This window comes from Rathayibacter sp. PhB1 (genome assembly GCF_004362935.1).
GTDB lineage: Bacteria > Actinomycetota > Actinomycetes > Actinomycetales > Microbacteriaceae > Rathayibacter > Rathayibacter festucae.
Genome location: NZ_SNYD01000015.1, coordinates 1 through 6034 on the forward strand (window position 1 = coordinate 1; position 6034 = coordinate 6034).

Here is a 6034-nt window from a genome sequence, read left to right on the forward strand (position 1 = left end):
GTCGTCACCGGCCCGGTCGACGGCGTCCCGATGCAGCCGGACGACATCGCCTTCGGCGAGGACGGCGCCCTCTACGTCACCGACGCCGCCGGCGCCCAGGACCCGTACTGGGAGGCGTCGGGCCGCGTCGTCCGCGTCGACCCGGCCACCGGAGCGGCGACCGTGCTCGCGAGCGAACTGCCCTCACCGAACGGCATCGCCTTCTCGCCCGACCACGGCGAGCTGTGGGTGAGCCTCAACACCGGCAACCGGATCGACCGGATGACCCTCGCCGAGGGCGGCGCCGAGATCGCGACCGCGTTCCCGGCGATCCACGCCTCACCCGGCATCGGCCAGGTCGACTCGATCACGGTCGACGCCGACGGCAACCTCTACGTCGGCGTGCACAGCCGCGCGGAGATCCTCGTCTACGACAGCTCCGGCGCGCTCCTGCAGACCGTCTCGGTTCCGGCGGACGAGTCGACCGGGCTGAGCTCTGCGACGAACATCGCGATCGAGCCGGGTACGACGCGGGCCTACGCGACGATCAGCGGCGCCGACGGCGGCTTCGTCTACGAGTTCCCGGCACTGGCGGCGGGCGTACCGCAGTGAGCACGCGACCGCGCCCCGGACGTGGAGTCCGGGGCGCGGTCGCTGCCGCCGCTTCTCAGATCGTCTGGCCGGCGTCGGCGAGCAGGGTGCTGCCGGTCATGATCGAGGCGAGATCACTCGCCTTCGGCGGCAGCCTGCTCCGCTGGATCGACGAGGAGGCCGCGATCTACGCGATCCTCCAGCTCGGCAACCCGCGGACTGCGGGCGACCGGCTTCGGCCGCACCTCGCTCACCATGCGCGCCGAGGTCCGCAACATGGTGACGCGGCGCAGCATCCTCGCCATCGACCGGATCGTCTTCGTCAGCCTCGATGAGAGCGGAGCGCCCGTGCCGCACGGCTACAGCACGATCACGTACGACCGCGACCGGCTGCCCGGGCAGGTCCGGGAGGGAGCCGCATGACCGGCTGGCGCGTCCGCGACTACCACGCCGAGGACGTCGACGGCATCCTCCGGCTCTGGGAGCACGTGACGGCAGCCGATGCCGAGCCGGTCTACAACCTCGCGGAGGTGCTCGCCTCCTGCGCGAAGGATCACGCCGTCGTCGCGATCGAGGGCGATCACATCGTCGGCGCCGCGGTCGGCCGGGCGGCGCACGCGCAGGGCTGGGTCGTCTTCCTCGCGACCGCCCCGGAGGCCCGGGGCCGGGGGATCGGCTCCTCCCTCCTCGCCGCCCTGGAAGCCCGGATGGCGCCGACCGGCGTCTCGAAGCTCTCGGCGCTGATGCCCGCCGCCGAGACCCGCACCGGCGCCTTCCTCCGCCAGGGCTTCGAGCAGAAGCAGAACCTGCACTACTTCGAGCGCCGCATCCCGGTCCAGCGCGAGGAGCTGAAGCTGCTGGCGGAGCTGGGCGGGCGCGTGCTCCCGCGGGGGCTCTGGGAGCAGGTGGGCGGCATGAGCGCCGAGAAGGCCCTGCTCGAGCGCCGTCTCGTCATGCCGCTCGCGCAGCCCGAGCTCGCCGAGCGCTTCGGCGTCGCGCCGCCGAGCGCCGTCGTGCTCTTCGGCCCGCCCGGCACGGGCAAGACGACCTTCGCGAAGGCGATCGCGTCGAGGCTCGAGTGGTCGTTCGTCGAGGTGTTCCCCTCCCGGCTCGCCGCCGATCCGAAGGGGCTGGCCGGAGCGCTGCGCGAGACCTTCCTGATGGTCTCCGAGCTCGAGCGCGCCGTCGTCTTCATCGACGAGGTGGAGGAGATCGCCTCGCACCGCCAGGGCGAGCCGCCGTCGCCGACGCAGGGCGTCACCAACGAGCTGCTGAAGATCATCCCGGCCTTCCGCGAGCAGAGCGACCGCCTGCTGATCTGCGCCACGAACTTCATCCGCTCGCTCGACTCGGCCTTCCTCCGCCACGGCCGCTTCGACTACGTGATCCCGATCGGCCTCCCGGACGAGGAGGCGCGCGCTGCGATCTGGGCCCGCTACCTCCCGGCCGGCTCGGTCGGCGTGGACACCGGCCGGCTCGTCGAGCTCACCGACGGCTTCTCCCCGGCCGACATCGAGTACGCGGCCCGCAAGGCGTCGCAGTCGGCCCTCGAGCACGCCGTCTACGCCGGCGCGGACGCCGCCCGCGGCCCGAGCCTCGACGACTACGTCACCGCGATCACCGCGACCCGGGCGACGGTCTCCGCCGAGGTGAACGCCGCGTTCCTCGAGGACATCACCGTGCTCGGCCGCCTCTGATCACGGCCCTCTACCCGCGCCAGAGCACGAGCCTGCAGCCCCGCCCTCATGGCGACGCCGGGTCTCGATACGCCCCTGCGGGGCTACTCGACCACCATGGGAAGGGAAGGGTCCCTTCCATGCTGATCGAGTAGCCCGCGCAGCGGGCGTATCGAGCGGAGGGGGCGCCTTCGGCGCCAGCGCAGGGCGGGGAAGAGACCGACGTCCTTGGGGTGGGCGGGTCTCGATACGCCCCTTCGGGGCTACTCGACCAGCATGTGCGCGGGCGTCTCTTCCAAGTAGATCCACCCGCGTCCGAGCACCTGCCTGCAGGCCCGCACCTTCCGGCGACGCCGGGTCTCGATACGCCCCTGCGGGGCTACTCGACCACCATGACAAGAGCAAGGTCCCCTTCCATGCTGATCGAGTAGCCCGCGCAGCGGGCGTATCGAGATCCACCCGCGCGGGCGCTACTTCAGGGTGACGGTGACCGGCGCGCTGACGGTGCTGTTGCCGGCGGCGTCGGTCGCGCGGGCGGTGAGCGGGAAGGTCCCGTGCTTGCCCGCGGTGCGGGTGGTCAGCGACCAGGTGCCGTCGGCGTTCTGCGCGGCGTCGCCGACCTCGGTACCGCCGAGGAGGAAGGTGACGCGGGTGACGACGGTGTCGTCCGTCGCGGTGACGGTGGCGGTCGTCGAGCCGCCCAGCACCGTGCCGGTGCGCGGCGAGGTGATCGCGACGGTCGGCGCGGTCCGGTCGACGGCGGCCTTCTTCGGAGCGGGCTTCGCGGCGGCCGGAGCAGAGGTGGCAGCGGCCGCGGGCGTCGCGGTCGCCGTCGGAGCGGTGGTGGCCTTCGCAGTGGGCGCCGCGGGAGCCGGTGTGGCCGCCTTCGGAGCCGCGGTGGTCTTCGGGGCCGGGGCGGTCTTCGGGGCGCCCGACGCGGCCGGCGCCGGAGCGACCGAGCGGGTGGCGACCTTCGCGGACGAGGACGTCGTACCGCCCGAGACGGTGACGTGGTCCCAGGCGCCGGCGAGGTACGCCGTCGTCGGCCGCGGGGCCAGCGCGTCGAGGCCGGCGGCGGTCAGCGCGCTGAGCGCCGTGTCGACGGAGAAGCCGCCGCTCCGGGCGACCTTGCCGGTGAGGGTGGTCCGGGAGCCGGAGACGGCGTTCCAGGTGGGCTGCAGTGAGCCGGTGAAGATCGAGTCGGTGGCGTCGACGTTGCCGCCGCCCTTGCCCTGGATCGCGCTGACGCTGCCCTTGCCGTTGACGGCTCCGGGGTAGCCGGCGCCGCCCTGCAGGAACGGGTAGCGCCGGGCGGCGACGTCGCCGCCGACGATCAGCGCGTGGTCGAAGAGGACGTTCTTCACGCCGCCGACGATGACGGCGCTGTTGTTCGAGCTGAACACGGCGGTGTCCCGGACGGTGACCTGGCCGACGATGCCGGCGCCCTCGATCTGGAGGCTGTCCGTGTGCGGGCGCGCGGGGTTCGCGCCGCCGCCGTACTGCTTGTCGGCGTAGTACGAGGGGGCGATGTAGTCGCCCGCGACCAGCACGTCGCTCACCGTGTTCGGCGCGTACGCCTTGATCTGCGCCGAGTCGCCGCTCTTGAGCTTCGACTCCGGCTCGACGATCTCGAGCAGCTCGACGTCGCGCACGGGGATCCCGGACGAGGCGGCGAGGCCGATCCAGTTGTTCGCGATCCGCAGCCAGGCGAAGGACGAGTGCGTCGCGCCCTTGACGTCGATCGAGCCGATGTCGAAGCGCATCAGCGTGATGCCGGTGACGCCCTTCAGCATCCAGCTGCCGCCGGTGACGGACTGGAAGCCGTCGCGGGCCGTGATCAGCACCTTGAGCGGGCCGGAGTTCGTGTAGCCGTCGAGCGCGGAGAGGTCGTCGATGCGTCCCGGGGCCACACGGACCACGGCGCCGGCGGCGATCTGGCCGGGCGTGAGGGCGTCGAGCGCGGCGCGGATCGCGGGGCCCGAGGCCGCGACGTCGACGACGGTCGTGCCGGCGGGGAGCGCGGAGCGGATGTCGGGCGTGTCGGAGGGGTAGTGCGTGCCGTCCGGCCCGAAGGTCGAGGCGCTCGCGGAGGAGGCGGCCGGAGCGGCGGAGGCGGCCGGCGCGATCTGGAAGGAGGCGCCGGTGACGGCGATCCCGACGGCGGCGGTGACCGCGAGGGAGCGGAGGAGCGCGCGGGTGCGGCGGGTGGACGGGGTGGCGGAGATGATTCGTGACATGGCGGTGTCTTTCGATCGGAGGGCGGAGTGACGGATCGCCGACGCAGGGGGTCGAGGACTCCGAGGCGCGACGGACCGGGGACCTCGCACGGGGGAGGAGCCCCGGAGACACGCATCGGTGCGTTCCGGGCGGCTCAGCAGTGGCCGGGCCGCTCCCGTCCGGACTCGATGAGCCTCGGCGGGGCGGCGGCACTCGGTCGAACCGAGCTGTGCGCTGAGCAACAGGGGGAAACGTATGGCGCCAGTTCTGAGGGCCGAAAGAAAATGGCACGGAATGTGCTGTTTGGCCGAGAAGGCTGTGTTCCCAGGTCGTCGCTGCCCCCGCTCCGCGGGGTGGGTCCGGGGGACGACCACCCCGGTCCGGGTGGGACGAGAGGAGCCGGCGGGTGACCGCCATCACCCGCCGGCTCCTGGTGGTGACTACTCGGTGGCGGTGCCGTTGCGTCGGCGACGGCGACCGAGGAGCACGCCGATCGCGCCGAGGAGGCCGAGCACGCCGGCGACGGGCAGCACGGCGGCGGCGTCGGAACCGGTCGACGCGAGGTGACCCGCGGTCGCCTGCTTCGCTGACGACGACGATGCTGCAGCGGGGGCGGTCGGGACCGCGATCTCCTTGCCCGCCCTGCTCGCCGCTCCGGCGGCAGGCGCGACCGCGCCGCCGCTCGGCGGGACGTCGGGGCCGACCGGAGTGGGGCCCGCCGTGGGGGTCGCGGTCGGACTGGTCGTCGGACCGGGCGTCGGGGTCGGGGTCGGCGCGGGGGTCGGCGTCACCGTGGGGATGCCCAGGGTGCCGAGGGTCGACTTGGTGAACGTGGTCCCTTCGGGCGTGGTGGCGGTGGCGAGTGACGCGACCCAGATCGAGTGGTTGAACACGTCGCGCTCGGTCACCTCGGTCTCGAAGGAGACCACGCCGGTCTCACCGACGGGCAGCTCGGCGAGCTTCTCGCTGTCCGCGACCTGGACGTCGCGCAGCGCGACGTTCCCGGTGTTGGTCAGCTCGGCGACCCACTTCACCTTCGTGCCGGCGACGATCGGCTCGCCCTCCTTCACCTCGAACGTGCCGGAGACCTTGACGTCCAGATCCGGCGCCGGCGCGGGGATCGGGGGCTTCTCGGGGATGGGGAGCTTGTACTCGAACGGCGCCGACACCGTCACACGCTTCCCGTCCGGGAGAGTGCCCCGGACGAGCTGCGACTGCGCCGCGATGTACTTGTCCTTGAGATTCTGAGCAGTGACGACCGCCTCGGTCGTCGTGAGGAGGAACGACTCGCCGACCTTGAGCGTCTTGCGCCCGAGGACGTCCTTCAGATCGACACCGCCGGTGTTCTTCACGTCATACGTGAACTGGACACGAGTGCCCTCCTTCACCAGCTCACCCGGCTCCGTCAGGAACTTGCCGGTGATCGTGACGGTCACGGCCGGGTCAGCGCTGGCCGGCGCCGTCGTAGGAGCGGGCGTCGGGGTGCTCGGAGTGGCGGGCTGCGTCGGCGCCGGGGTCGGCGTGGCCGGTTGCGTCGGCGCGGGGGTCGGCGTGGCGGGCTGCGTCGGCGC

Annotated in this window: 4 protein-coding genes and 1 pseudogene; 3 read left to right on the top strand and 2 right to left on the bottom strand. The window is 72.7% G+C overall.

From position 1 onward, the window contains the following. From EDF17_RS19595 to EDF17_RS19605, 3 genes and pseudogenes are all read left to right on the top strand, one after another. On the top strand, positions 1-591 hold a 591-nt coding region (locus EDF17_RS19595; RefSeq protein ID WP_133672168.1), incomplete at its 5' end, for an SMP-30/gluconolactonase/LRE family protein. Positions 592-689: 98 nt separating this feature from the next. Next, positions 690-993 (top strand): annotated as a pseudogene (locus EDF17_RS19600) (hypothetical protein). Continuing rightward, the gene (locus EDF17_RS19605) at positions 990-2267 is read left to right on the top strand and encodes a GNAT family N-acetyltransferase (protein ID WP_123444587.1); all 1278 of its coding nucleotides are present in this window, start codon (positions 990-992) and stop codon (positions 2265-2267) included. The pseudogene EDF17_RS19600 and the gene EDF17_RS19605 overlap by 4 nt, the downstream one beginning before the upstream one ends. A 449-nt stretch (positions 2268-2716) precedes the next feature. Here the strand turns inward: EDF17_RS19605 and EDF17_RS19610 are convergent, their stop codons facing one another. After that, complete coding sequence (locus tag EDF17_RS19610) at positions 2717-4483, bottom strand: Ig-like domain-containing protein (RefSeq protein WP_123444588.1); 1767 nt, start codon at positions 4481-4483, stop codon at positions 2717-2719. A gap of 420 nt (positions 4484-4903) precedes the next feature. After that, positions 4904-5899, bottom strand: coding sequence for an LPXTG cell wall anchor domain-containing protein (locus EDF17_RS20075; protein WP_123444589.1), 996 nt, complete (start codon positions 5897-5899; stop codon positions 4904-4906). Between the last annotated feature and the right edge of the window lie 135 nt (positions 5900-6034).